Origin of the sequence: Campylobacter anatolicus (assembly GCF_018145655.1) — a bacterium.
In the GTDB taxonomy this organism is placed as follows: domain Bacteria; phylum Campylobacterota; class Campylobacteria; order Campylobacterales; family Campylobacteraceae; genus Campylobacter_A; species Campylobacter_A anatolicus.
The window spans coordinates 512,444-537,752 of the sequence record NZ_JAGSSY010000001.1; the positions used below are offsets into that span (position 1 = coordinate 512,444).

Here is a 25,309-nt window from a genome sequence, read left to right on the forward strand (position 1 = left end):
TTGGTGCACTATTGCGTATTGTTAAGCCACACCACTACTTTTATCCTATAATCTTTAGTAAAACAATAAAACCCGCTAGTCTTTTTATAATCCTTTTACGTCTGCATCCACGTAAAAACCAACCATATATACACAAACTCTCGTAACATCGCCATCACGGGCACGAATATTTAATACATCTACTCTAGGATAAATACTGTTGATCTTTCATAAATTTACTTGTTTAACACTATGTAGGCTTACTTTAACCAATCAATACATCTAGTTTGGCTGTGTAATCTATATTATTTTATAAGTTGTGTTTTATTTTATACAATCAGCCTAAATAAAGAGTGTCTGTAGTAAAGCTATATGCAGTAAAAATGTATAAAGTTATTATTAAATTTAGTCCAAATTTTCTCATCTTTACTCAAAAAATTTGGACTATTTTACATAAAAATTTTTAAATTTATTTCAGATTAAATTTAAAAGTGCTTTCATACACGTTTTCATCGCATTCTGCAGTGTCTTTATATGGTGTTTTGTGTAGCACACTAACCGCATACTCACCAGTCTTGAAAAGTTTGATATTTATGCGTCCATTTTTATCTGTCTTGCCCCAAAATGCACGTTGCTCATTATCGTGAGTATTTTCAAGATATGGTGAGATTACACCCACATCAACATCCGCCAAAGGTTTGCCCTCAAAAAGTACCTGGACACCAAAAAACTCATCTACTTTAAAATTTGCAGGGTTACTAAGTGGGACTATCTCAAGCGTTTGTCCAATAGGATTTACAACACTTTCATCTGCCACGCCACCTACGTTTAGCACAGCTTTTGCACTCATTTTCGCAAGTTCGCAGTATTTAACATCTTTCATATCTTTTTTAGTCACTTTCATATCCCATTTACCGTCATTTTTCTCTACCCAAAATGTCGGCTTATACTCACCAACGACTAGATACGAGCCTTTTGTGACCTTTTCGCCTTCAAAGTTAAAATTTTCACCTTTTTGCTTAACTTCAAATTTTTTGCCATCTTTTAAAAGATATGGTGCCTCAAAAAGCCCTATACGTTTCTCAGATATAGGCTCAACGTTTGGAAACTCATGTCCGTAGCCTATTTGCAGGTTTAAAACTTTATCATTTTTTGCATTTAGCCAGAAATCGTGGGCATTTGCGGATACAAATGCTCCACCTATTAACAAAGACAAAAGTAATTTATTTACTCTCATTTTACTCTCCTATTTTGAAATTTAAAATCAAAATAGTAACATAGTTTTTCTTAATTGCAACTAAGTTGCGTTATAGTTTTGCACTTCGTAGAAAACTTTGCATAAAGATCATGCTTATATTTTATATCAAATTCTAGCCAATGCAAACAGATACTTGCTAATATTTTTAAGGAGTAAATTTCTAGTCTATATACTTGATTGGTCCCATCGTTTCACGCTATACAAGCTACAGTATCTCTCACGATAACTGCTATTTTTGATATCTTTTTAGAAATTAGCAATCGCCTAAAAAATGCAATGAAAAATAGTCATATAAAAGCGATCACATTTTATGAGTCAGTAAATTTACAAAAGACGCAATTATCCAATCTTAGCAACAAAAACTATCGATTTAGTGTATAGCGACAACTTTATTCTAAAATCATCTAGCTCAAGATCAATAAAATGCCAAATGAAATGGCTTATAAATTTGCAGACGATATAAATGCAAATAGCGAAGATACAAAAGTTGTGCCTATGTTTAATAGGTATTTATGACAATACTCGCTAATCCAAATAACGTAAAAATAAAGTAGCAAACTTATAAGATTTATAGCTAAAATTTGCCGTTTTATTTTATATTAGATCTGATTTTAAGCTTCAAAAAATCCCTTTTTTATAACCTCTCCATCACGCACCATAAATTCCCCTTTTGCCATAACACTAAGGATATTAAATTCGCTATCAAACACCGCAAAGTCTGCGTCATTACCAACTTTGATCTCACCTTTGCCATTTAAATTTAAAAACTTAGCGATATTTAAACTCATCAACGATAAAGTCTGCTCTACACTTAAAACTCCGTTTTTTACTATCTCTTTAAGCACAGTCAAATTTGACGCACACGAAGCACTACCATATCCTATGAGTTCACCTTTTTCGTTAAATTTAGGCACACTGCCATTACCATCCGAGCTTAGAGAAACCTTACTAATATCAAGCCCATGCTCAAGCCCATGAGCAATTATCTCGTGTATAGGAGCAAATTTACTCCCGCCTGTAGTAATATCTATAAAACCACCCATTTTTACAAACTCTACCGCCTCTTCAAATAACGCTTTCGTGCGACCACAGTGAGTCGGCTCAAAGTATTGCACTAAAAATCCATAATCCTTAACACATCTAAAAATATCATCAAATTTGACATTCAAAGCACCCATATGCATATGCAATACACCACCTTTTTTGCTTATCATACCGCCTATTCTGATATCTGAGACGAGCTTGATTAACTCATCTGCATTTACAAAGCTACCGCGATTATCAGCGATGGCTATCTTTACGCCTATAACTTTATCTATAAGCACAAGATCATTTATCACGCTACCTGTGAGCGTAATGCTAGGATAGCGGTAGTTTGCAGTATGCATATAGGTTGAGATACCCTCAAATTCCAGTGCCTTAATCTTAGCATATAAATTTTCTAAGCTTCTAGTACAGCCATCGGTTCCAAGAACACCAACAACACTCGTGATACCGTAACGCGTCAGCTCACTTAGCGTGATTTCAGGTGTACGAGAGTGGTATCCAGCCTCACCGCCACCACCTGTAACATGCACGTGATTATCAATGAGACCTGGAGTTAAAATAGCACCCCTTACATCATATATCTCTAAACCTTGGATATTAAAATCAAGCCTTTTGCCGATAGCTAAAATCTTACCGCCTCCCACTAAAACGTCGCTATCACCGAGAAATTTTGGCGTGTAAAGCTTTGCATTTTTAAGAAGTTTCATCATTTTAACCCTTTTTGATAAATTAATTTTTACAATTATACCAAATTTAAGGATATTAAAATCTATTTGCTAAGCTGAATGCTATCTTGAGTCGATATTAAAATTTTAAAAATGTCTGCTATTTTACCGCGTTCATCGCTATTTAGATCAAATTTTACTATGTTTATAAGTGTCTTTATAACAGCTTCATTTTGTAGTCTCTCATCGCCGAATTTCTTAGCATTTTCAGCAATCTTTATCACTCGTAAATCCCTTGTTGTAAAGCTCTCATAACCCATTTTTATCCTTTTAAATAGACAAATCCAGCAAATCTACCAGTAACGCCGTCACGTCTATATGAAAAGTAACGTTCATCGCAATGCGTGCAAGTCGCATCAATGTTTATATGCGTTACACCAAGTTTAGTAAGTTCATCTAAAATAGCATCATTTAGACTAAAATTTTTGCCGTTTTTATAGCGATTAAACTCACCCAGATCGAGATCTCCTATCTCATAACAGTTAGATTTTATATTTGCACCGATAAAAGCCTTAATATCTTTGCTTTTGCACTTAAATTCACTAGACATTAAATTTATAGCATTCGTGCAAATTTTATTTAACACACCAGCTCGTCCAGCGTGTATCGCTGCGACAACTTGACTTCTTTCATCGATAAGAAGTATCGGCGAACAATCCGCTACCATCACGCAAAGTGCGATATTTTTTAGATTTGTTATTATGGCATCGCAAGGCGGCAACTCATCATCAAAATTTCTTAAAATTTCAACTTTATTTGAGTGAATTTGTTGCATAAATTTAAGTATTGGTTGGGATTTTGGACTATTTTTTACTACATCTCGCTCAGATAAAATTTTTAAACTTAAAGCTAAAATTTCACGATTCTTAGTGACATTTTGACTATCATCACCAACGTGATAACCTAAATTTAAACTCTCATAAGCTCCGGTACTAACTCCGCCAAAACGTGAGCTAAACCCTGCCACAGCAATATCTGAGCTTAATACAAACTTGATATCAGCTCCACCTGCTCCCAAGTGAGCTCCTTTTTAAACCCAAGCTGATGAGCTACGTATCGTGCAAGCAAATCTGTTTCTATATTTACCCTGCGACCAATTTTAAACTCATTAAATAAGCTTTCATTAAATGTAATAGGAATTATGGTTAATCTTATAGTGTCTTTTAATACTTCATTTATCGTAAGACTAACACCGTCAACGCAAATACTACCCTTGTTTGCAAGTAATGGCATAATCTTATGTGGAATTTTTATATAAATATCAACGCCATTTTCTATCTTGACAATCTTGCTGATCTCACCAATCGCATCAATATGTCCTTGCACCAAATGTCCATCTATGCGATCGCCTAGTCTCATCGCTGGCTCAATATGAACGCGTCCTTTCAAATTTTCAACTGCTAAATGCGATCTGGTCTCTGCACTTAACTCGACGCTAAAACCATCATTTGATATTTTTATGACGCTTAGACAAGCACCATTTATAGCGATGCTGTCTCCTAAATTTGGTCTATGTGTAGCCTTAAGAGTTAAGATATTATTTTCGTAGCTTTTAACTTCCGCGATCTCACGTATAAGCCCGTTAAACATCTTGTATAAATTTACTCTTCATATGCACCGATGGACAAAATTTTATCCATTCTTTTTGATATGAGTTCATCTACATTTAGCTCTTCAAGCTCATTTAACTGTGTTACAAAATAATCAGCAAGTGCCTTAGCAGCACTATTTTTATCACGATGAGCACCATTTATTGGCTCAGATATGACAGCGTCTATTAAATTTAAGTTTTTCAGATCATCGGCTGTTATCTTCATAGCCTTTGTGGCCTGTTCTTGTTTAGCTGGATCATTCCAAAGTATCGCTGCACAGCCCTCTGGCGAGATAACTGAAAATACAGAGTTTTTCATCATGGCAAGTCTATCTGCCACACCTATAGCTAAAGCTCCACCACTTCCGCCCTCGCCTATAACGACTGCGATAGTTGGGGTTTTTAAATTTGCAAACTCATAAAGGTTACGAGCTATCGCTTCGCTCTGCCCACGTTCCTCTGCTGCAACACCTGGATAAGCACCCGGAGTATCAATGAGAAATAGTATAGGTAAGTTAAATTTCTCAGCCATTTTTGCCAAACGAAGTGCTTTACGGTAGCCTTCAGGATGAGGCATACCAAAGTTGCGTCTAAGTTTATTTTTAGTTCCTCTGCCCTTTTGTTCTCCGATCACCATCACCTTTTTACCGCCAATGTAACCGATATAACATACAATGGCAGGATCATCACGAAATGCCCTATCGCCGTGAAGCTCGTAACCATCGATAAGCAAAAGCTTTATATAATCTATTGCATAGGGTCTATCAGGATGACGAGCAAGTTGTAAACGTTGGTACTCATTTAAATTTTTATAGACTTTTGCAGTCTCTTTTTCTAAATTTTTACTTAAAATTTCAACTGCGTGTTCATCGCCCTTTATTTTAGCATTTGCTATATCATCATCTATTTGCTTTATACTCTTTTCAAAGTCTAAATAACTTGACATATTTAGCCCAGCTTTTTAAATATGATAGAGCCATTTGTGCCACCGAAGCCAAATGTGTTACTCATCACAACTTTAAGATCTGCACGTCTAGCAATATTTGGCACATAATCTAAATCGCATTCACTGTCTGGCGTGGTTTGATTTATTGTTGGCGGTATTATGCCATCACGCATAGCCATTATAGCAATAACTGCCTCTATCGCACCAGCTGCACCCAAACAGTGTCCAGTTTGCCCCTTTGTGGAGCTAATAGGTGGAACATTTGCACCAAAAAGCTCTTTAAGTGCTGCAGTTTCATTTTTATCGTTGATAGGCGTTGAAGTGCCGTGTGCATTGACATAATCAATCTTTATGCCACCAGCCATATTATATGCTTGTCTCATCGCACTCAATGGTCCTTCAAGCGTCGGAGATGTGATATGATAAGCATCTCCACTTTCACCAAAACCTATAAGCTCAGCATAAATTTTTGCTCCTCTTGCCTTTGCAACCTCATACTCTTCAAGCACCAAGGCACCAGCACCCTCACCCATAACAAAGCCATCCCGCTCAGCATCAAATGGACGAGAAGCCTTTTGCGGTTCATCATTTCTTGTTGAAAGTGCTTTCATAGCAGCAAATCCGCCCATTCCGACACCACACACAGTTGATTCAGCACCGACAACTAGCATACGATCAGCTTGTCCTATCATTATACACTTTGCCGCCTGACTGACTGCATGAGTTCCAGCAGTGCAAGCCGTTACGCTTGATAGGTTTGGACCTTTTAATCCATGATTTATTGAGACAATGCCACCTAACATATTTACAAGTGCCGATGGAATGAAAAATGGAGAAATTTTTCTTACACCCTTTTCAAAAAGTGTGATAGAATTTTTCTCTATATTTGGTAATCCACCAATACCTGACGCAGAACTAACGCCAAATCTCGTTGGATCAAACTCACTAAAATTTGCATCTATCATCGCCTCTTTTGAGGCTTTGATGCCAAGCTGTATGAAACGATCTACCTTTTTAACCTCTTTGCCATCTATAACACTAAGTGGGTCAAAGTTAGTAATCTCAGCCGCAATCTGAACCGGAAAATCACTCACATCAAAAGAAGTTATACGCTTTACTCCGGTTTTACCTTCGCAAATAGCCTTAAAAGAGCTCTCTTTATCAAGCCCAAGTGCATTAATCATCCCAATGCCAGTTACTACGACTCGTTTCAATACATCTCCTTAAATCAACAAAGTATCAAAATTTAATTATTTACCAAGTTTTTCTATGTAATTTACAACGTCAGAAATACTTATAAGCTTCTCAGCGTCAGTGTCTGGTATCTCTACTTCAAACTTCTCTTCTAAAGCCATAACTAGCTCAACAACATCAAGACTATCAGCACCTAAATCCTCAATAATTTTAGACTCTAGCTTTACAGCCTCAGGATCTACGCTTAGTTGTTCTACAACAACATCTCTTACATCATCAAATACTGCCATCTTATTTCTCCTATAATTAAAAATTCGCTTGATTTTAGTATATTTTAGCTTAAACTTTCTTGCAATGTATTAAAATTTTTAAATAGACACCTAAAAATTTAAATTTACATATACAATCCGCCATTAATCTTAAGTACGTCACCTGTTATATAGCTTGCGTGATCACTTAGCAAAAATGCTACGGCATTTGCGACCTCTTCGCCGGTTCCCATACGTTTTAATGGGATACTATCAGCATAATTTTTCTTTAGCTCTTCTGGTAAATCTTTATTCATATCAGTCTCGATAAAGCCGGGTGTAACGCAGTTAAAGCGGATATTGCGACTAGCACCTTCACGAGCCAATGACTTTGTCATAGCTATCATTCCGCCCTTACTTGCAGAGTAATTGACCTGTCCCACATTACCCATTTCACCAATGATGGAGGAGACATTTACAACTGCACCAAAACGCTTTTTACTCATCACTTTTAATGCTTCGCGTGAGCCAATAAAAGCCGAAGTTAAATTTGCATCAAGAATGCCCGTAAAATCTTCTGTTTTCATACGGAGTGCGAGTTTATCATTGATAACTCCTGCATTATTTACGAGATAGCTAAGCTCTCCGTCGCTATCAACTATCAAATTTATAGCTTTTATAAACTCATCCTCATCTGTTGCATCAAATTTTACTACAGCAGCAACACCACCAGCCGCTACTATCTGTGCTTGAAGTGCGTCTGCTATTTCAGGTTTTGAGCGATAGTTGATCCAAACCTTTAGACCCATAGACGCTAAAACTCTCGCTGTATCGGCACCGATACCTTTGCTAGCACCAGTTATAAGCACGTTTTTGCCACTAAATTTCATATTTTATTCTCCTTAATTCCCAGCTCGGCTGGATTTGTTATGATTTTCTACTAACCACTATGGTGATTTAATAATATAAACTCACTTGCGGTCAGTAAAAAACCATATACAATCTATCTTAAATATTTTTACTATAAAAACCAAAGACAAACTAAAATCAACCGCAGTATGCAATAATTAGGTAAAAAGAGAAATTTTTCAAAACAACGGCTCGTTCATTTCTACCGGAATTTCTAATCCCATTATCTTAAGTACACTTGCCGCTACATTACTCAATCCCATCCCACTCTTTAACTCATTCACGCCATCTGCTAGAACAAAACAAAATACATCAAAATTCGTATGATTTGTCAGAATTGCTCCGCTCTCATCACACATAGCCTCGCAGTTACCATGATCGCTTATCTGCACGTATGCATAGCCATTTTCTTGAGCTTTTTTGATGATTTGCCCCAAAGCCATATCAACTGCCTCCACCGCACTAACTGCTGCATTAAAGTTACCAGTATGGCCGACCATATCGCCATTTGCAAAATTTACAACAATAAAATCTTGACCATCGTCAATTCCTTTTAGCACCGCTTCGCACACTGCCACTGCACTCATCTGCGGACACTCATCATATGTCTGCACTTTTGGACTAGGCACTAGCACACGAGTTTCGTTAGTTACTAGCTCCTCCATACCGCCATTGAAAAAAAATGTAACATGGGCGTATTTCTCAGTCTCTGCTGTATGAAGCTGTCTTAATCCAGCATCTGCTATAACTTCGCTAAGTGTATTTTTAAGGCTCTGCTTTGCTACTAAAACAGGATGGCTAAAACTAGCATCATACTCAGTCATTGTGATGATATTTTTATAAATTTTGTCTCGCTTAAAACCATCAAATTTAGTCTCACCAAAGGCAGCGACTAGCTCACGCATACGGTCATTTCTAAAATTTATAAATATCACTCCATCATCAACACTAATACCGCTAAATTTATTAAAACTTGCAGGGATAATAAACTCATCCACTACACCGTTTGCATAGCTTTTATCGATATACTCGCTTGGACTTAGCTCACTTGGATTTACTCCATCACTTAGCGTCTCATAAGCCTTTAAAACACGCTCCCACCGCTTATCTCTATCCATAGCATAAAAGCGTCCACATATTGTAGCAATACTAAATTTACTCTCTAAATTTCTAATAAATTTTGCCGCCGATGCAGGAGCGACATCACGCCCATCAGTGATAACGTGAGCAAAAACTTCACATTCATTTTGCTGTGCAAGCTCACACATAGCGTCAAAATGGCTATCTAACGAATGCACCCCACCATCACTATAAAGCCCTATAACGTGGATATTTTTGCATTTTTTAAATAAATTTAAAAGCTTCTCATCTTTAGCAAAGCTACCATTTTCAAAACCGAGTGAAATTTTAACTAAATTTTGATACAAAACCCGCCCAGAACCTATCGTCATATGCCCTACTTCTGAGTTACCCATCTGCCCATCAGGAAGCCCCACAGCGAGTCCAGATGTGCTTATGAGCGTATTTGAACTATTTTTAAAAAGCCACTCAAAGCTCGGTTTTTTCGCCATTGAAAAGGCGTTAAATTTATCACTTGGATTATAACCGATACCGTCAGTGATGACTAAAATAGTCTTTTGTGCCATCTAAAATTTCTCCGAATTTTATATTTTTTTTAACGACATTATACTAAAATAACCATTTTTTACAATAAAAAGGCAAAATTTTGTTTTACTATCTTTATGAACTTACAAATTTAAATTTCTTTCAATACCTCACTGTTCGTGCTGGACTATCATTTTTTATCGCATTTGTGTTAACAACCTATCTTATGCCAAAATTTATTCAATGGGCTAGAACAAAAAATGCAAGTCAACCCATCTATGAACTAGCACCACAAAGCCATCAAAAAAAAGGTAAAACTCCCACAATGGGTGGCTTGGTCTTTATCTTTACTGCCGTTGTAGCTACCTTGCTTTGTGCTAAACTTGATAATATCTATGTCATCGTATCACTCATCACACTCATTGGCTTTTGTGCGATTGGATTTGATGATGATTTTGGTAAAATTTTAGGAGCTCAAAACCATGCCGGTATGAAACCACGCACCAAAATGCTTTGTCTTAGCATTCTTGCTCTTATAGTATCTTTATTGCTATTTTTTTATAGTGAGCTTGGCAATGAGCTTTATCTGCCATTCCTTAAAACGCCAATTTTAAATTTAGGTATTTTTGCTGTGTTTTTTTGGGCATTAGTCATAGTCGCTGCCTCAAATGCGGTCAATCTTACAGACGGACTAGATGGACTTGCAACTGTACCTAGTATGTTCTCACTCCTTACACTAGGTGTTTTTGCATATCTTAGCGGACACGCCGTTTTTAGCTCGTATTTATTTTTACCAAAGGTTATAAATCTAGGTGAGACCATCATCATCTGCTCCGCTTTAATTGGCTCACTTATGGGATTTTTATGGTTTAACTGCTACCCAGCCGAGGTCTTTATGGGTGATAGCGGGAGTTTAAGTATAGGCTCATTCATAGGACTTATGGGTATTATGACAAAAAATGAATTTTTACTTATTCTTATCGGTTTTGTCTTTGTTGTTGAGACACTTAGCGTGATCTTGCAAGTTGGAAGCTTTAAAATTTTTAAAAAGCGGATATTTCTAATGGCACCTATTCATCATCATTTTGAGATAAAGGGTTGGGTAGAAAATAAAATCATAGTGAGATTTTGGGTGGTTGCACTTTTGTCAAATTTAATCGCACTCGTTGCAATAAAACTACGCTAAAATCACGATGAGAGAAGAAACAGGGTTAAAATTTTAACTTAGCAAAAAAGATACGAAGTAATTATTAAGCAGAGAAACTAGACAAGAAATATTACAAAGCTAAAGAGATTGTTCGGATATTAATATAGAAGGTAATAAAATAAGAAAATGAAAAGAAGTCTATTTGGCTACGGCACGACAACAAAGGCGATCGCTAAAAGTGGTGGTTGGCAAATTTTTGATGATAAATTTAGCAAAAGCTCAACTGATGAGTTTGGTAATATACTTTTGCCAGTTAGCGAATTTGATCCTAAAAAAAGCTATCTAGAAGTAACGAGTCCTGGCATATCTCCTAACCACGAGCTTATCAAAAAGGCTAGAAATTTGATAAGTGAATATGACTTCTTCGCTCCACTTCCATTTAATATCTGGATAAGTGGCACAAATGGTAAAACCACTACTACAAAGATGATGCAACATATTTTAGCTCGTCTTGGAGCGGTAATGGGCGGTAATGTCGGCACTCCACTTGGCGAACTTAACAAAGAGGCTAAAATTTGGATACTAGAAACCAGCTCATTTACCATGCACTACACAAATGTTGCCATACCTGATATATACTTGCTTTTGCCTATTACGCCAGATCATCTTAGTTGGCACGGGAGCTTTGTAGAGTATGAGAAAACAAAGCTAAAACCGCTTAAATTTATGCGTGAAAACTCAGTTGTAATTTTGCCTAAAATTTACGCCAACACACCGACATTTGCAAAGATTATCACATATGAAAATGAAGTTGATTTAGCTAAATTTTGTGGAGTAAATTTAAGCGATATTACCTTTAAGACTCCATTTTTAATGGATGCACTTCTGGCTTTGGCAGTGGAGAAAATTTTAATTGATAAGTGTAGTGTAGAGCTACTAAATAAATTTATAATTGAGGGTAATAAGCTAGAAGAGCTACGCGACAAATGGGGCAGATTATGGGTCAATGATACAAAAGCGACAAACATAGACGCAACGATACAAGCACTAAAACGCTACGACAAAAAACGCATACACTTAATACTTGGTGGCGATGATAAAGGCGTGGATATGAGCCCAGTTTTCAAGGCTTTGTGTGGGTTAAATGTAAAAATTTATACGATCGGAACAAATAGCAAGAAACTTATGAGCTTGGCACAAAGCTATGGCGTAAGTGCTGTGCGTTGCGAAATACTGCAAAATGCAGTAAAAGTGATAAATGATAGCCTAAAAATCGGTGAAGTAGCACTACTTAGTCCAGCGGCGGCAAGCCTAGATCAGTTTAAAAGCTATGCTGAACGTGGCGAGAAATTTAAAAATTTTATAAATGATCTTTAATTTTAAACTAAAATTAATATAATTAAAAGTATAATCACATTTCATTTTTAACTATTGTGTGGTTGGATAGCTCAGTCGGTAGAGCAGCAGACTGAAAATCTGCGTGTCGGCAGTTCGATTCTGCCTCTAACCACCATTCACTAGTTTTTACCCTTTATTAACCATTATCAACCGAAATAAAACCTCGACTAAAAGCCCTTAAATATGAGTTTTTAAAGCAGTTTTGTCTTTTTAACTTTGTAAACCTTTATTCACTTATCAAAGCTCTTAAGTTATTTTATGTGTATTTTTGTAAAGTTTTAGTTTAGTATAGACAAAAATCAAAAATATATATCACTACGTTTGAGGGATAATGGCATTAAAAGGGCAAAATGGCTAACGCGTAAGGAGCGACACATCACAAGTGAGCTAATCAACTATTAAAGGTGCTAATTAAAGGATACTTGCTTTATTTTTAAAAAGTGATATTTTATCACACACAACGTTAAAGTGCCTTATATCCTTTTTTTGAATAGAATATTTCACATCTTTAAGCTAATGTATAAACAATAGCAGAAGATGGTAACACTACTAACTAAAGACAAACGGGTGCACTACCTGGCGATGAGTTTATAGCCCAATATATACATCAGAAAATATAATAAAATAGTGCATTATGATAAGAAGGTATTAGTGTTTAAAATAATAGTGAAATTATATGATTTCCTTAGTCGCCATCATTTTAAATATTAGCGGATTTCTTTTTTTTGCATTTGATTTAAAATGATAAATTTTTACGAAAATCGTGAGAAAAGTTATAAATTAAAAAGCTATTTTGTATAGTTCTAACTAAACAAACATAAATTTTTAACTCAATTAAAAGATAGTTCTATAAATTTATTGTATATTTATACTTCCAGCTGGCGAGTCAAGCTTTGTCTCATCAATCATATCAACAAACGGCGGTCCTTTTGTAAGTAGCGTGGTTATCTCAGAAGCAGTTTTAGGCTCCATCTTTGCCATTATAGTTGAAATTTTTTTGGGCTCAAGCGCATACATTATGCTTGCAGCTTGAGCACGGCTCATCTGCGAAAGCATGTCCGCAGCAGCTTGATCTTTCATCTTTGAATAAGATTCATTTACTTTATCAGTTGTCATAGCTCTAAGCTCAGTTAAAATTTTCTGATTTTGTGCGATTTGAGTGTCTATATCTTTGCGTTTTTGCTCTATTGTCTTCATAGTCGCATTTATATCTGCCTCTTTTTTATTTAGCTTTGCCAAACTATCATCATAAAGAGCTTGAGTGCTTGCACGAAACGCTTCGAGTGCTTGACGTTGTTCATCAACTTTTTCCATCTCTTTTAAAATTTCAGCCTTTCTAGCCTCAAAAATTTGCGTGCAGTCCACAGGTATATCATAAGCTAATACGTGATTAAAAAATACAGCTAAAAAAGCAAATAAAAATATAATTTTACTCACTAATAACACCTTTTGTACCAAAATTCATAATTGCAAACTCATCAAGTGTGACTGCTTCAAGATGCTTCTGACGTTTTATTTCACGTTTAAAATCCTCTTGCTCCAAATACTTAATCTTTTCAAAGTCCAAATTTGCATTTTTATACTGATGCTCAACATGCATTACCTCTTTTTTACTTAGTTCAAGTCGCTCTTTTATATCGTCTAGTTCATCACGCATTATCCGTAAAAGCTCTAAATTTTGTTTTAACTCACTCATCTTTCCACTTTGTGGCATACTTATCTCATCTAGCTTTGCACGTAATGCTTTTGCATTTAGCTCTAAATTTGCGACCTTTGCACGAGCAGACACTAATCGTGCTTCTATACGATCTAATGTCTGCTTTTTGACGCGAACGACTTGGCTAAATTTACTTTTCATCTTATGATAGTATCGCTTCTTTCGGGACTAGTTGAGACAAAGCCTACTTTTACACCAGTAAGCTCTTCGATACGTTCGATATAAGCTCTTGCATTTGATGGTAAATTTTCGTATCTATTTATGCCTTTGACACTATCCCAGCCTTCAAGCTCTTCATATATTGGCTTAGCGTTTTCAAGATCTGTTGGTACGTAATCTATGATATCACCTTTATATTCGTATGCTTTACAAATTTTTACGCTATTAAAACCATCAAGTACATCAAGCTTCATCAGTGCAAATTTATCCACCGCATCAAGTCTAGCAGCATATCTAACACTCACAGCGTCAAACCAGCCACATCTGCGTCGTCTACCAGTAGTCGTGCCAAACTCCTTACCGATCTCGCACATATCGACACCAACTTGTGTTTTGTCTTCTGTTGGGAATGGCCCAAAACCAACACGCGTGGTATAAGCTTTGATGATACCAACTACATTGCCTATCTCTTTTGGATTTAATCCCAAGCCAGTGCAAGCTCCTGCACTAACAGTGCTAGAGCTAGTTACATATGGATATGTGCCATGATCTATATCAAGCAGTGTGCCTTGAGCACCTTCCATAAGAATTTTTTTGTTATTATCCATAGCATTCCAAACAAGGCGAGTTGTGTTTGTGATAAATGGTGCTAAAGCGTCTCGGTAGCCCTTTAACTTATCAAGTAGCTCGGTTTTGGATGGAATTTTTATACCAAGTGCATCAAAGATGACCTTATTTGTAGCAAAATCATCAACCAATGACGCACAAAGCTTTTCAGGATCGAGTAGCTCTCCAACTCTATGTCCACCACGACTGATCTTATCTGCATATGCAGGTCCTATACCTTTGCCAGTTGTACCTATCGCTTTATCGCCCTTTAGACGCTCTTTTGCTTGATCTATTAGCGAGTGATGATTTAAATTTAAATGGGCTCTATCACTTATGTAAAATCTTCCTTCAAGCTCATCAAACTGAGCCATCTCGGCTATCAAAGCACTCGGGGCTACGACGACACCATTGCCGATGATATTGATTATATTTTTATGTAAAATACCGCTTGGCACAAGGTGAAGTGCGTATTTTACACCATTTACCCAGATCGTATGACCTGCGTTATGACCACCTTGAACACGGCATATCATATCATAATCCCCTGCGAGCATATCAACTATCTTACCCTTGCCTTCATCACCCCATTGGACTCCAACAACCAAATCAGCTTTATTCATTTCATATCCTTATCTATTAATTTCTCTATCAATGCATCTGTATATACAGCAAAGCCACTACTTGCAATACCATCTACTTCATAGCTACCGCCACCTGCTAATATCGCGTTTGTATCTAAAAATCTAAAAAATAGCTTATCGTAATATTTCATTTTTGAATAGTATAGTGGCACAACTCTTAAATTTTTATATCCTGCTACTACAGCTAAGCTTTTTAGTCGCTCAATCGGTGCTTTTAGCTCATCTGGCACGACCTTGCTGACACTATCAAGATCATCAAGTGAACTTAAAAGAGCAAGTTTATTGAGCCAATCCACATTTTGATTTAAAATTTGCTCGATCTGCCCCTTTTCAAAGATCTCAATCGGTAAATTTAAAATCTTACAAATGACGTGCGGGATCTCGATATTACTAAGCTGCAAACACACATCCAGCTCAAGCTCATTTAATAAATTTGCTACTAATTTTACGCTCTTTGCTACATCGCTATCGCCTATAAGTTCTGCACCGATTTGATAAACTTCAAGACTAGGATAACGAAAGACAGGTTGTATATAAAACCATTTTTTATATTCGCCATTTTTAAGTCGTCTAAGTGCTATACGCACAACATCTACAGTACTATCGGCACGTAGTGAAATTTGGTGATTCGCACTATCACTAAAACGCAAAAGCTGCGTAGCGTTGACGCTAAGGTGCTGATGATAACTAAGAAAAGGCGTCACCATTTCGCTAAATCCATCATTTTCTAGTATCTCGCTCGCCTTTTGCTCTATATATCGCTTGACTTTTGCACTTTTACCAAAGTAAAGCCGACTTCCAACTGGTATCTCATGCTCATAGACATTTAAATTTTCACTCATCAACGTCCTTTTGCTCTAAATTTAATAGCTCATCGCACATTGATTTTGCATATTTAGCAAACTCTAAAGCCTCGCTTTTTTGCTCTGATTTTAATGCCGCGATAAGCTCACGTGTGATGTTTGTATAACGACTATCCGAGTTTTCTAACTTTGTTATAAGCTCATATTTTAACTCAGTGCAACCTGCATCTTTTAAATTTGAGATAATTTGCAAAGCATACTCTCGCAGCTTCACACACTCTTTTAGTCTTTCAAACTCACTTTGATTAAGCTCTTCATCTAAATTTAGCCCGTCAAATCCAACAAACGTAAATTTTAAAATTTCATCAAGCTTAAGTGGTTTTGATATTAGATTACCCTGAAATACGTCATACCCAAATCTAATAAGCATATTAAGCGTATTTATATCTTCGATATTTTTCACACTTGCTTTACACTCAAATGTCTCAGATAGTTCCTTAATGGCCTTTAACATCATAAAAGACGAACACTCTTTAAATAGCCCATCAGTGAGCTTTTTATCAAGTTTTATACTATCTATCGGTAGATGCGTAAGTGCTTCAAAAGAGCTTGAGCGAGAGGCAAAGTCATCTAAGACAAACTTAACGCCAAAATTTTTATATCTTTGCATAAATTTACCAGAGAAGCTTAGATCTTTGGCCGCATTTGCATCGATTATCTCGATACAAAGAGCATTTGCGTTAAGATCTGTATGCGATGATAAAAGATCGCTAAATTTATTAAAAAACCCATCATCGCAGATCTGATCTATGCTTAGATTTACACACACTTTTGCGTCTGTACCCTCTTGATACCAAACGCTTTGGGCTTCCAACGCCCTTTTGATAGTAAATATCGCGACATCATCAACTATAAACTGTTTTTTGATCAAATTTAAAAAATTCTCCGGATAGATAATCGTGCCATTTTGACTATTCCATCTAATGAGTGCCTCAAAGCTAACTATTTTGCCTGTTTTTATATCAATTGTAGGCTGATACTCCAAGAAAAACTCATCATTTTTTAGGGCTTTTAAAATTTTTGAGCCATCTTCGTATTGATTTTTGAAATTTCTATCCTTAGCTTGATTAAATACATAATATCTATTTTTACCACCAAGTTTTGCCTGATACATCGCCCAATCAGCCTGTTCTAACAGATCTTCTGGACTTATTTTATTGCGTCCACTCATACTCACGCCAATACTTGCACTTATCTTTAGCTTATTTTTATCAAATTCCACTTCACCGCTTGCAATACGCAGCATATTTTCAACGATCTCATAGACCTCTCCAGCCCTTTTATATGGCAATATCGCTACAAACTCATCTCCACCAAGTCGTGCAAACATATCACGTTCATCAAAAAGCTTATCAATACGTGATGAAATTTCTATCAAAAACGCATCTCCAGCCAAATGTCCGTAAGTATCATTTATCGCTTTTAAGCCGTCTAGATCGAGATATGCTATCGCTACAGACTCGTCATCTTTTAAATTTACTACGATATTTTCAAGCTTGTGAGAAAATAAAAATCTATTTGGAAGACGAGTCAGTGGATCGTGATATGCGATATGTTCTAAGTAGTCTTGATTCGACTTGACATCGCTTATATTTGATGTGATGATAACATAGCAATGCACACACCCATTTGTTAAACTTATAGGCGAGACATTCATTATCTCTAGACTATTTTCTCCAAGTTTATTTTTATTCCAAACTCTATCTTGCCAAAAGCCTTTTTTGTCTATATCTGATAAAATTTTACTATCAAATCCAATATCGTTTAAGCCAGATTTTATACTTAATATATCTTTACCTACAAGCTCATCATGCCTATAGCCACTCATATCACTAAAAGCTTCATTTGCATCGATTATCTTACGATCTATTCCTACAACAGCTACGCCATCTTTGGCATATGAAAATAATCTTGAAAGCATCTCTTGATATAGCGAATTTTCATTTTGCTGAGTTGAGTTTATGGCTACACCACTTATAAGCGTCGGTTCACCGTTTTCGTCAAATTCAAGAGCCTTTGCCCTTAAACTTATCCAAACGATACTTTTGTTTGTCATATAAAATTTAATATCTCCAAGGTATACACCATTTTTGATAGCGATTTTGTCAAACATCTCGTTAAAACTACTAAATTTATCGACTAGCAGATCTTTAAAATGTTCAAAGTCAAGCGTTCCAAGCTCATTTATATTACTATAACCTAGCATATTTGCAAATTTATTGTCTATATGTATGATATTGCTATTTTGATTCCATTCAAACTCCACTGCCTGAGTTGCCCAGATGATATTTTTATTATAAATTTGCTCTTTTTCGTATCGCCTTTCAAGCTCTTTTAATTCACTTATGTCGCTTATATGGTATATAATCCGATCAAATATGCCATTATCATCAAGCACAAATTTTACATATACGCCAAATGGACGCCTCTCTCCATCACAAGCAATAAAGCTTGTATCAAACTTAAGCGTATCCTTCTCGCCATTTGTCAGTGCAAATAGTTCCTTAGCATAGTTTATTTTACTAACAAACTCATACACTCTCTCTTTGCTAACTAGTGTTCGTATATCGATGTTTTCACTTTTAAATTTATCTAATCCAAATATTTGCTCGATATTACCACCTTTTTGCTGGATAATAAACGGTTCGTCCTTACGTGCTATCATAACTATACTTGGTAATATCGGCATATATCTTTGTAAAATTTCACTATTTTTTTCTAGTTTTTCTTCCTGTGTGACATCAGTTATAACATTGAAATTTAGCTTTTTATCCTTTAATGTTATAAGTGAGCTTACAACGCTTACTTCACGTTCTTCGCCATTTTTTAGCGTGTGTGTCAGCTTAAACGGTCTAAAACCCTCTATGCTTTCGCGTCTTTTGTAAGCTACGTCACCAAAATTTCCTTTATATATATCTTTGATATTTAGCCCCATTATCTCATCGCGACTATATCCGTAAAATTTAAGTGCAGCTTCGCTTACATCGATAATATCACCGGTGTATGAGTCATAAACGATAATGATCAAAAAACTTTGCTCAAAAATACAATCAAAACGATTTTTGTACTCTTCTAGATTTAAATTTGCAAGATCGACCTCTTTATAAAGTTCATCGATCGCTACGGTTATAAGCCTTAGATCTCTTATCATCATATCTATTTTTGGTCGTTTTCCTCTATCATGAAGAAATTTTGATATATTCTCGAGTGGGTCTAGTATGCTATTTTTTATAAATTTCACATCTCGTATCCAAAGTACGATAAACGCCAAAAAACAGCTACAACTAAAAGCCAATAAAATAAACTGAAAAAATATTTTACTACGTTGATTCGAACTAGTGACAACAAAAATTCCAAGATCTCGCATATAATCAATAGATGCAATATTTATATCAAATAACGAAAATATCGTATTTCTCTCGCTAAATTCATCACCCATGCTTATAAACTTAGAAAAGATATCAAGGTTAAAATTTTTATTAAATTTACTATTTAAGAGATTACCATATTTATCGAGCAAGTAAGCCTCATCTTTATCTTCTTTTAAGACATTGCCTATGCTATTATCTAGAAATTTAGAGTTTATCTCAACAACAATGCATCTGTTATCATTTACTTTATATGCTGCAAATACTGCTTCAAACCGCCCACTTTTATAAATTCTATCCGATACAATAAAATGCCTACTTTTTAATCCATTCAACCACTGCATATTAAAATTTTCTATTTTATGGGTATTTTTGGATTCATATTTTACTATGACATTTAAGTCTTGATCGAGTATGTAAAATGATGAGTAAATGTTGTTTATACTATCACTATTTATGATAGAAATATCACTTTGAATACCCTGATTAAGCATTTTTGCTTTGATATAAAGATCGTTTTTTATAACATTTATGCTTTGTCTAATAGAGCTTTGTACTTCGTAATTTAACTTCTCTATACTGTGTTTTATATCGCTATTTTTATTTATGAAAACAAACAAAAAAAGCCCTATAAATGCAAGAACTGCTAATAAATTTTTAGCATAAAACCCTGCAACTATCTGCAAATTTGTATTATCTACTTTTCTTTGCTTCATAAATTTTTAAAACCTCGTAAGCTTATTAAGATTTTATTGTATCTAAAATTTACTTTTTTTAGCATTATTTATTAAATTTTTACAGATATTTATACTAATTTTATAAGATTTTGTCCATTTTTGCGTTCATTTACTACGCCAACAATACGCGTTTGCTCATATCCAGCTTGTATCAATCTATTTTTGGCATTCTCTGCGTCTTTTTGCGATACAGCTATAAGCAGTCCCCCGCTAGTTTGTGCGTCAAAAAGCAGCATATCAGCTTCCCCACTTTGGATAAATTTAGACGCAAACTTACGATTTTTATAGCTTCCTCCTGGCAAAAGCCCCATACTAGCCATCTCTCTTGCACTGGCTAAAATAGGCACCTCATGCGTAAAAATTTCAAAACTTATGTCTGCTCGTCCCATTTCACTAAGATGCCCTAAAAAGCCAAATCCAGTAATATCAGTCGCTGCACTGACCTTTATACCGTTCATTGCACCAACAGCATAAAAATTTAGTTGTGACATATAAAATACTGCCTCTTTAATACGCTCTAAACTAAGCATATCTGCTTTTATCGCAGTACTTAAAGCCCCCATTCCAAGCGGTTTTGTAAGCAAAAGCACATCACCTACTTGTGCGGTATTGTTCGCCCAAAATTCATCTGGACGCACTAATCCGGTAACGCTAAGCCCATAATACATCTCAGGAGTAGTGATCGAGTGTCCACCAACAACCGTCCCGCCACATTCGCATACCTTTGACACACCGCCTTGCATTATCTCAGCTAAACTTTCAGACTCGACATTACAACTATCAAATCCTACGATGTTTAGGGCATTTATTACGCGTCCACCCATAGCAAACACATCGCTTAGCGAATTTGCTGCAGCGATCTGTCCGTAAAGATACGGATCATCAACAACTGGAGTGATAAAATCAAGTGTCTGCACTAGTGCAAGATCATCGTTTATCTTAAAAACACTTGCATCTTCGTTGTTTGTAGTGCCAGTTAGCAAATTTGGATGTCCTAAATTTAACGCACTTATACTCTTGTCTAGACCCGACGGGTCTATCTTGGCAGCTCAACCAGCAGCACGGACAAATTTTGTCAGACGTTTATCGTTATAATTCATAGCTTAATCTCATCAAATTTACTCAAAATATCAACCACTTCAAAGGCATTTGTTATCTCGCCAACGCTTAGTTTATCAACTAGCTTATAGGCTTCAAGACAACTTCCGCAGCTTAAAATTTTAACACCTTGTGCTTCAAGATCTTTAAGCGGTCTAAAGCTAACATGCGAGCGATCAGTTGTTATCTTAACAGCACTATTTACACATATAACCGCATATGGTTTATCCTCAACTTGTAAAAATGCACCTAAAAATTTAGAAAGTAGCCCCATACCGACCTCGCCACTACCAGCTCTCTCTTCGTTTAGATAAACTACTTTTTGTCTTTTTGCTGGTGCGACTTCACAAGTATATTCACTTACGTCAGTATCTGCACTCACAACACCGCTTTTGATGGCTTTTATAGAATATTCGCCACTACCAAGCTCATACCGATCAAATTTTTGGTTTAAAGATGTAAGAAATTTTGAAACATTTTCATAAGATGCAAGTGAATTTAATAAAATTTCTAAGCTTTCGCCATCTTTTAGTGTGTTTAATGTAAGTTTTGTTCTGATAACCGGCTCAGGACAAGCCAAATTTCTACAGTCTAGTTGCATATATTTCCTTTTAAATTTGTCAAATTCGCACCGCGAAGCTAAAAAAGAATTATAGCATTTAAAATTTAAATAAAGGCGTATTTGAACGCCTTTAAATATTATTTGATGAAATTTTTCTCAAGCCACTTTTGAGCCGCTTCAAAACTATCAAATTTACCACTTTTTGCAACCTGAGCTACACCCTCATAAAAACGTACACGTATACCATCTTGAACATTGTCTATTTTAACTCTCGTAATCCTGTCGGTGTTTAGATACACTCTATCGTTTAGTTTGATAAACATTATTTCTCCCTTTAAATTTAGTTATTTTTTAGTTATTCTATCTTGTTCGTCTGCTAAAAATAGCTCTTTAAAACGTTTGTTTGCATACTCTTCGATATCTCGCTGAAGCTGTTTATAAGCGTGAATAAGCTCGTATGCACGTGGATTTAGCGTAGTCCCAGCTGCATCTCCGCCACCTTGTTTAGTATTTACTAGATCTTCGTCTAAATTTTTGGCTAAAATTTGCAGATGTGTCCAGCATTTTTTATAATTCATCCCTAAAATTTCAGCTGCTTTTGAAATAGATCCAACCTCAGCGATAACCTCTAAAACTTCGGTCTTGCCTTTACCAAATAGCAACTCGCCTTCATTATTTTCGATCCAAGTTTTGGTTTTTACGATCATTTTTTTTCCTTTTTTTTCTTTAAAACAGCCAAGTTGGCAGTATTTCACATCAATCTTATAATCACGCAAAGTTGAGCGAATTTTTTTAAGCCCAACACCCTTTGCGGCCGCCCTAGCATCCGCACATGAAACTCGCCCTTTATCATCGCTAATACTTTTTAAATTTAAATATGTCAAGTAGCTTCCATCACCTACAGATGCTTTGCCAAACTGCCCCAACTCACACGCGTCTATCTTTACACCAAGTTTGGTTGCAATATCACCTATATCGCCTATATCAACGTTTAATTTATCGGCTATCTTAAATGCCACGCCACAATCAAGTCGCCCTTTATCATTTTTAAATTTCTCTATGTTTTGAGCGATCTCATCAAATCGCTTTATGATACGATCGCTATTTTCAGCCATAAATTCGTTGTTCTCCGCTATAGACATTTAAATTTTCTCCACGTGCAAAGCCACAAAGTGTAAGTCCAAATTTACGTGCTATAAGTACCCCAAGGCTAGTTGGAGCTGTACGTGAGACTAGCACAGGTATAGAGTTCATCACAGCTTTTACGACCATTTCTGAGCTAAGTCGTCCACTTACCATTAAAAGTGTTTGAGACAAATTTATATCGCTCATCACCGCTTTACCGATCGCTTTGTCTATCGTGTTATGTTGAGCTATATCTTCGCCAATGAAAAATTTTCCATCTGTATAAATTTTAGCAGTATGAACGCAGCCTGTTTGCTCATATAGTTCGCACTGAGTGTAAAACTCACTCATCTGATGTAACACTTCGCTACATTTAAATTTAATATCATTTTTTATAAATTTTGCACTCAATACGTCTGGATCGATATTTGCTGTAGAGCTTCGCCCACAACCACTTATGATAACACTCTCAAAATTTAGTCTTTGCAGACTTTTTAAATTTACATCGGCCTCTATCTCGACACTTAACTCATCGTTGGCTAAGTCTATTTTTTTGATATCGTTAAAACTTGATATTATGTTTTCACTTAATATATAGCCTATCGCAAGTGCCTTTAAGTCTGTTGGCGTCGCCATCATAGAGCCGAGCTTATTGCCATTTACGATAATATCAAATTTGATCTCACGCACTAAGATATCGTCTTTTACAAAACTTTCGTTAGCTTTAAATTTTGTGATTTGAGTTGTAAAGGTGGGTTGCAATTTATGCCCTTTATAAAGGTTAAAGCCCCAAAATTGGGGCTTTATTTTATGCTAGCTTATCATAAACTTTTTCATAGTCTGATACTGGAATTTGGTTTTTAGAGATTAGCTCTTGATACCAATAATGATGAAGTAGATAGACTTCCTCTTCCTCTTTATATCCAGTTATCATAGACCATATAGCTCCATGTATCGCGATAGCCGCCATATAGATATGTACTAGGAAAAATACCGCACAAACTATACCAAGAATATTATGTATAATAACACTCCAGCGTAAAACTTCGATCTGAGAAATTCCAAGCCAAGTAGCCACAGGCACTGCTTGAAAATCTAGAAAATACATAGCAGCACCAGTTGCTATCATCACAAGTCCGCCTGGTATCGCTACCCAATACCACGCCTTTTGACCTGCATTAAATTTACCAGCTGGTATAGCACGTTTTTTCTTTGAAAGATAGCCACCTACGATAAACATCCATCTTATGTCATAAACAACAGGAAGCATTCTTTTCGTCCAAAAAAGTATCATAGGCGTGATAGAAATCACAAATATTATGGTTGCTATTCCGTGCATATCTTTCATAAGTCTAACAAATGTGCCGCCACCAAATGTACTACCCCACATCATAATAATGCCAGTTGGAACAAGCACTATCCACGAAATAGCTGCTAATCCGTGAGAAATTCTCTCAACAATATTAAAAGCATATATCTTTTTGCCATCGTGGCTAAAATGTTTTGGCCCAACTATCAAAAAGTGCAAAACAAACGCACCTATAACCGCTAAAATAATAACTGCAACACCATAAGCAAAGTAGTCATTACCTTGAATAAAAGTAAAAATAGGTCCAAGCCCATCTTCATAAGGTTTTATGTTTTCTATACGCCCAGCGGCCCAAACGTTACTACCATATTGATTTGTCCCATCTGGTAGATCAAGAGCAAACACGCTTAACGCACAGGTGATAAAAGCAAGTAATAATCTCATACTCTATCCTTTGTGTAATACGCGATTTTCCAAGTAGGAGATTCCTTGATATTTTTAATACCATATCCTCTTGCACTGACCCTATCTTGATAAATCTGCTCAATTATATCAGATTCTCCCACAAGCAAAGCTTTAGTCGAACACATTGCCGCACAAACAGGCACTTTGCCCTCTGAAATTCTATTTTGCCCATACTCTTCCATTTCAACTTCTGAGTTATCAGGCTCTGGGCCACCAGCACACATTGTGCATTTATCCATCGAGCCTTTAACACCAAATACACTATCTCTTGGAAACTGAGGGGCACCAAACGGACAAGCGTATAGGCAGTATCCACAACCTATGCAGATATTTTTGTCATGAAGTACAACACCATCATCTCTGATGTAAAAACAATCTACAGGGCATACAAGCGAACAAGGAGCATCCTCACAGTGCATACAAGCGATAGATGTTGAAATTTCTTTACCCTCTACGCCTTCGTTTAGCGTTATAACTCTTCTACGTCTTACCCCTATAGGAAGCTCGTGAGCCTCATCACAAGCCACAGCACAACCATTGCAATCAATGCATCTATCGTCATCACAATAAAATTTTAATCGTGTTATATTTTGTATCATATCGCCCATA

The 25,309-nt window shown here is 36.0% G+C and carries 24 protein-coding genes and 1 tRNA gene; 3 read left to right on the forward strand and 22 right to left on the reverse strand.

Translation table 11 applies throughout. From position 1 onward, the window contains the following. Positions 1-448: 448 nt before the first annotated feature. The 10 genes from KDE13_RS02575 to gpmI all read right to left on the reverse strand — a co-directional run bounded on the left by KDE13_RS02575 (position 449) and on the right by gpmI (position 9,543). A complete protein-coding gene (locus KDE13_RS02575) occupies positions 449-1,216 on the reverse strand; it encodes a DUF4198 domain-containing protein (protein ID WP_212141577.1) in 768 nt (255 codons plus the stop codon). Between the two features lie 632 nt (positions 1,217-1,848). After that, positions 1,849-2,994: a beta-aspartyl-peptidase gene (gene iadA, locus KDE13_RS02580; RefSeq protein ID WP_229204334.1), complete on the reverse strand. Its 1,146-nt coding sequence runs from the start codon at positions 2,992-2,994 to the stop codon at positions 1,849-1,851. A gap of 59 nt (positions 2,995-3,053) precedes the next feature. After that, positions 3,054-3,269 carry an acetyltransferase gene (locus tag KDE13_RS02585; RefSeq protein ID WP_212142765.1) on the reverse strand — a complete coding sequence of 72 codons (216 nt, stop codon included), beginning with the start codon at positions 3,267-3,269 and terminating at the stop codon, positions 3,054-3,056. Positions 3,270-3,271: 2 nt separating this feature from the next. Then, positions 3,272-4,027 (reverse strand): peptidoglycan editing factor PgeF, encoded by a 756-nt coding sequence (gene pgeF, locus KDE13_RS02590; protein WP_229203759.1) that lies wholly within the window; start codon positions 4,025-4,027, stop codon positions 3,272-3,274. Then, positions 3,991-4,599 carry a riboflavin synthase gene (ribE, locus tag KDE13_RS02595; RefSeq protein WP_212139967.1) on the reverse strand — a complete coding sequence of 203 codons (609 nt, stop codon included), beginning with the start codon at positions 4,597-4,599 and terminating at the stop codon, positions 3,991-3,993. The genes pgeF and ribE overlap by 37 nt, the downstream gene beginning before the upstream one ends. An 11-nt stretch (positions 4,600-4,610) precedes the next feature. Further along, positions 4,611-5,546, reverse strand: a complete 936-nt coding sequence (gene accA / locus KDE13_RS02600; RefSeq protein ID WP_212139966.1) for an acetyl-CoA carboxylase carboxyl transferase subunit alpha — start codon at positions 5,544-5,546, stop codon at positions 4,611-4,613. A 2-nt stretch (positions 5,547-5,548) separates the two neighbouring features. Then, on the reverse strand, positions 5,549-6,760 hold the full coding sequence (locus KDE13_RS02605; protein ID WP_212139965.1) for a beta-ketoacyl-ACP synthase II: 1,212 nt from the start codon (positions 6,758-6,760) through the stop codon (positions 5,549-5,551). 36 nt (positions 6,761-6,796) lie between these two features. Beyond that, positions 6,797-7,030, reverse strand: a complete 234-nt coding sequence (acpP, locus tag KDE13_RS02610; RefSeq protein ID WP_212139964.1) for an acyl carrier protein — start codon at positions 7,028-7,030, stop codon at positions 6,797-6,799. Between the two features lie 104 nt (positions 7,031-7,134). Then, positions 7,135-7,878, reverse strand: coding sequence for a 3-oxoacyl-ACP reductase FabG (gene fabG, locus KDE13_RS02615; RefSeq protein ID WP_212141575.1), 744 nt, complete (start codon positions 7,876-7,878; stop codon positions 7,135-7,137). 198 nt (positions 7,879-8,076) lie between these two features. Further along, a complete protein-coding gene (gene gpmI, locus KDE13_RS02620; protein ID WP_212142766.1) occupies positions 8,077-9,543 on the reverse strand; it encodes a 2,3-bisphosphoglycerate-independent phosphoglycerate mutase in 1,467 nt (488 codons plus the stop codon). Between the two features lie 80 nt (positions 9,544-9,623). Between gpmI and mraY the strand changes: the two genes are divergently transcribed. The 3 genes from mraY (at position 9,624) to KDE13_RS02635 (ending at position 12,162) form a co-directional block, all read left to right on the forward strand. Continuing rightward, positions 9,624-10,688: a phospho-N-acetylmuramoyl-pentapeptide-transferase gene (mraY, locus tag KDE13_RS02625; RefSeq protein ID WP_212142767.1), complete on the forward strand. Its 1,065-nt coding sequence runs from the start codon at positions 9,624-9,626 to the stop codon at positions 10,686-10,688. A 147-nt stretch (positions 10,689-10,835) separates the two neighbouring features. Beyond that, positions 10,836-12,026, forward strand: coding sequence for a UDP-N-acetylmuramoyl-L-alanine--D-glutamate ligase (gene murD / locus KDE13_RS02630; RefSeq protein WP_212142768.1), 1,191 nt, complete (start codon positions 10,836-10,838; stop codon positions 12,024-12,026). 60 nt (positions 12,027-12,086) lie between these two features. After that, positions 12,087-12,162 (forward strand) — tRNA-Phe (locus KDE13_RS02635). 740 nt (positions 12,163-12,902) lie between these two features. Here the strand turns inward: KDE13_RS02635 and KDE13_RS09500 are convergent. The 12 genes from KDE13_RS09500 to fdh3B all read right to left on the reverse strand — a co-directional run bounded on the left by KDE13_RS09500 (position 12,903) and on the right by fdh3B (position 25,308). Further along, entirely contained in the window at positions 12,903-13,484 is a 582-nt protein-coding gene (locus tag KDE13_RS09500) for a MotE family protein (protein ID WP_338083703.1), read from the reverse strand. Then, positions 13,477-13,905: a flagellar FliJ family protein gene (locus tag KDE13_RS02645; protein WP_212142769.1), complete on the reverse strand. Its 429-nt coding sequence runs from the start codon at positions 13,903-13,905 to the stop codon at positions 13,477-13,479. The genes KDE13_RS09500 and KDE13_RS02645 overlap by 8 nt, the downstream gene beginning before the upstream one ends. Next, on the reverse strand, positions 13,902-15,152 hold the full coding sequence (locus KDE13_RS02650) for an adenylosuccinate synthase (protein ID WP_212142770.1): 1,251 nt from the start codon (positions 15,150-15,152) through the stop codon (positions 13,902-13,904). Before KDE13_RS02650 ends, KDE13_RS02645 begins: the two co-directional genes overlap by 4 nt. Further along, the gene (locus tag KDE13_RS02655) at positions 15,149-16,015 is read right to left on the reverse strand and encodes an ATP phosphoribosyltransferase regulatory subunit (RefSeq protein WP_212141569.1); all 867 of its coding nucleotides are present in this window, start codon (positions 16,013-16,015) and stop codon (positions 15,149-15,151) included. Before KDE13_RS02655 ends, KDE13_RS02650 begins: the two co-directional genes overlap by 4 nt. Beyond that, positions 16,008-20,120 carry an EAL domain-containing protein gene (locus KDE13_RS02660; protein ID WP_212142771.1) on the reverse strand — a complete coding sequence of 1,371 codons (4,113 nt, stop codon included), beginning with the start codon at positions 20,118-20,120 and terminating at the stop codon, positions 16,008-16,010. The genes KDE13_RS02655 and KDE13_RS02660 overlap by 8 nt, the downstream gene beginning before the upstream one ends. Positions 20,121-20,209: 89 nt before the next feature. Continuing rightward, positions 20,210-21,241, reverse strand: coding sequence for a selenide, water dikinase SelD (selD, locus tag KDE13_RS02665; protein ID WP_212142772.1), 1,032 nt, complete (start codon positions 21,239-21,241; stop codon positions 20,210-20,212). Then, complete coding sequence (yedF, locus tag KDE13_RS02670; protein WP_212141566.1) at positions 21,238-21,840, reverse strand: sulfurtransferase-like selenium metabolism protein YedF; 603 nt, start codon at positions 21,838-21,840, stop codon at positions 21,238-21,240. Before yedF ends, selD begins: the two co-directional genes overlap by 4 nt. A 98-nt stretch (positions 21,841-21,938) precedes the next feature. Next, a complete protein-coding gene (locus tag KDE13_RS02675) occupies positions 21,939-22,124 on the reverse strand; it encodes a sodium-dependent tyrosine transporter (protein ID WP_212139953.1) in 186 nt (61 codons plus the stop codon). 21 nt (positions 22,125-22,145) lie between these two features. Then, positions 22,146-22,916: a winged helix-turn-helix domain-containing protein gene (locus KDE13_RS02680; protein WP_212142836.1), complete on the reverse strand. Its 771-nt coding sequence runs from the start codon at positions 22,914-22,916 to the stop codon at positions 22,146-22,148. Further along, positions 22,909-23,688: a formate dehydrogenase accessory sulfurtransferase FdhD gene (gene fdhD / locus KDE13_RS02685; protein ID WP_212141565.1), complete on the reverse strand. Its 780-nt coding sequence runs from the start codon at positions 23,686-23,688 to the stop codon at positions 22,909-22,911. Before fdhD ends, KDE13_RS02680 begins: the two co-directional genes overlap by 8 nt. Before the next feature lie 46 nt (positions 23,689-23,734). Beyond that, complete coding sequence (locus KDE13_RS02690; protein ID WP_212142773.1) at positions 23,735-24,679, reverse strand: formate dehydrogenase subunit gamma; 945 nt, start codon at positions 24,677-24,679, stop codon at positions 23,735-23,737. Beyond that, positions 24,676-25,308, reverse strand: a complete 633-nt coding sequence (gene fdh3B / locus KDE13_RS02695) for a formate dehydrogenase FDH3 subunit beta (RefSeq protein ID WP_212142774.1) — start codon at positions 25,306-25,308, stop codon at positions 24,676-24,678. The genes KDE13_RS02690 and fdh3B overlap by 4 nt, the downstream gene beginning before the upstream one ends. Position 25,309: the final 1 nt, after the last annotated feature.

Excerpts from the sequence above, each read along its gene's own strand:
- fabG (WP_212141575.1), bottom strand. The coding sequence starts at position 7,878 with ATGAAATTTAGTGGCAAAAACGTGCTTATAACTGGTGCTAGCAAAGGT.
- KDE13_RS02660 (WP_212142771.1), bottom strand. The coding sequence starts at position 20,120 with ATGAAGCAAAGAAAAGTAGATAATACAAATTTGCAGATAGTTGCAGGG.
- fdh3B (WP_212142774.1), bottom strand. The coding sequence starts at position 25,308 with ATGGGCGATATGATACAAAATATAACACGATTAAAATTTTATTGTGAT.
- acpP (WP_212139964.1), bottom strand. The coding sequence starts at position 7,030 with ATGGCAGTATTTGATGATGTAAGAGATGTTGTTGTAGAACAACTAAGC.
- ribE (WP_212139967.1), bottom strand. The coding sequence starts at position 4,599 with ATGTTTAACGGGCTTATACGTGAGATCGCGGAAGTTAAAAGCTACGAA.
- KDE13_RS02645 (WP_212142769.1), bottom strand. The coding sequence starts at position 13,905 with ATGAAAAGTAAATTTAGCCAAGTCGTTCGCGTCAAAAAGCAGACATTA.
- murD (WP_212142768.1), top strand. The coding sequence starts at position 10,836 with ATGAAAAGAAGTCTATTTGGCTACGGCACGACAACAAAGGCGATCGCT.
- KDE13_RS02585 (WP_212142765.1), bottom strand. The coding sequence starts at position 3,269 with ATGGGTTATGAGAGCTTTACAACAAGGGATTTACGAGTGATAAAGATT.
- KDE13_RS02655 (WP_212141569.1), bottom strand. The coding sequence starts at position 16,015 with ATGAGTGAAAATTTAAATGTCTATGAGCATGAGATACCAGTTGGAAGT.
- KDE13_RS02575 (WP_212141577.1), bottom strand. The coding sequence starts at position 1,216 with ATGAGAGTAAATAAATTACTTTTGTCTTTGTTAATAGGTGGAGCATTT.
- KDE13_RS02680 (WP_212142836.1), bottom strand. The coding sequence starts at position 22,916 with ATGGCTGAAAATAGCGATCGTATCATAAAGCGATTTGATGAGATCGCT.
- KDE13_RS02690 (WP_212142773.1), bottom strand. The coding sequence starts at position 24,679 with ATGAGATTATTACTTGCTTTTATCACCTGTGCGTTAAGCGTGTTTGCT.
- accA (WP_212139966.1), bottom strand. The coding sequence starts at position 5,546 with ATGTCAAGTTATTTAGACTTTGAAAAGAGTATAAAGCAAATAGATGAT.
- iadA (WP_229204334.1), bottom strand. The coding sequence starts at position 2,994 with ATGATGAAACTTCTTAAAAATGCAAAGCTTTACACGCCAAAATTTCTC.
- KDE13_RS02650 (WP_212142770.1), bottom strand. The coding sequence starts at position 15,152 with ATGAATAAAGCTGATTTGGTTGTTGGAGTCCAATGGGGTGATGAAGGC.
- gpmI (WP_212142766.1), bottom strand. The coding sequence starts at position 9,543 with ATGGCACAAAAGACTATTTTAGTCATCACTGACGGTATCGGTTATAAT.
- yedF (WP_212141566.1), bottom strand. The coding sequence starts at position 21,840 with ATGCAACTAGACTGTAGAAATTTGGCTTGTCCTGAGCCGGTTATCAGA.
- KDE13_RS02675 (WP_212139953.1), bottom strand. The coding sequence starts at position 22,124 with ATGTTTATCAAACTAAACGATAGAGTGTATCTAAACACCGACAGGATT.